The sequence below is a fragment of the Elizabethkingia argenteiflava genome (assembly GCF_009904105.1).
In the GTDB taxonomy this organism is placed as follows: domain Bacteria; phylum Bacteroidota; class Bacteroidia; order Flavobacteriales; family Weeksellaceae; genus Elizabethkingia; species Elizabethkingia argenteiflava.
In genome coordinates this window covers 1-1126 of sequence record NZ_JAAABJ010000101.1, presented here as the reverse complement: position 1 = coordinate 1126, position 1126 = coordinate 1, and the positions used below count along the sequence as shown (strand labels likewise).

Genomic DNA, 1126 nt, shown 5'->3' with positions numbered 1-1126 from the left:
CAATGCCTATCCATAACTGGGGTATGGCATTATCACAACTTTATGTTAAATTTGGAGAGAGAATTCTCAAGGAAAAAAACAGCTTTTGAGGAGCATTAATTTAGAACCTGACACAGTTCGGGTGACTCTCCCTTTGCTGGTGAAAAATCAAACGAATGCAAGATGCCATTTTTATCGTCCTGTACATTGTACGATTTGGTTGCTAGTAATACCGTAGAACCTGGCGAACTTGTACAATAATTCTACCAAAGCCTCTCTTTATCCGTCTTCAATGTTAGAATAATGGCAACTCTCTCCAATCCGACTTCGACAGCCTCTTCTTTTTGCAGAATACCTTTTTATTCTCTTAAACACCTGATATTGTAAGTTAACCCCATAGTAAACACCTTATCCATTCGCTTACAAATCAGTTCCCTAAATCCGTAATCCAGAATTCATTAACCTATATTCAGTGCTACCAACTCCAGATCATACAATTTATGAACCCTAATTTTACTGGTTGTAGCGATATGTTTACAGATATTTGTTAATCCTTTTAAAATAAGCTTGTAATTTTGAATGAGATTATTTTGTATATTTAATTACTAATAATCAATCAGATAGATGGTTAAAAAAAATGAACCATCTTTTTTCTTTTCTAATGCCTAAATGCACAACGGATAGCAGGTATTTTAAGCAAAATTATCCGGTTTATCAAAGCAGGAATCCGTGGTTTATGAATCGGAAAAATAACATCTGTTCTCATCCATAAGCAGCAAAAACATCATAAAAGTCCCGATTTTTGCCAAACTGTATTAAAAAACGCATATAGGTGTAGTAGTTTTACTACACTTTTTGAATTTGTTTACTAATGATTAGGAGAAGCGATAAGGGGTATATAATTTTGGGCATTATAAAACCATAACAAACAGTCAAAAACATTAAATGATGGCAGCAAACAATGCAAGAGCGGTGTTGAAATTCAACGGAGGAGACGCTCAAAAAGTTTTAAAACTACATTACAGTGTAGATCGTGCAGTAGACGTATCGGGGCGTGTAGCTTCGGATCCTTCCAATGCGATTATCAAAATTACAGTAGAAGCTACAGACAAATCAGACATTCTGGAGAGTCTTCTCAATGGTAAAT

Annotated in this window: 1 protein-coding gene and 1 pseudogene; one reads left to right on the top strand and one right to left on the bottom strand. The window is 35.0% G+C overall.

The window, feature by feature from the left end; translation table 11 throughout:
- Window positions 1-443: 443 nt before the first annotated feature.
- Window positions 444-575: pseudogene (locus GNY06_RS15385) on the bottom strand (IS982 family transposase); the annotation flags it as partial.
- Window positions 576-927: 352 nt separating this feature from the next.
- Between GNY06_RS15385 and tssD the strand changes: the two are divergent.
- A partial coding sequence (gene tssD / locus GNY06_RS00540) for a type VI secretion system tube protein TssD (protein ID WP_317163720.1) occupies window positions 928-1126 on the top strand: 199 nt, incomplete at its 3' end.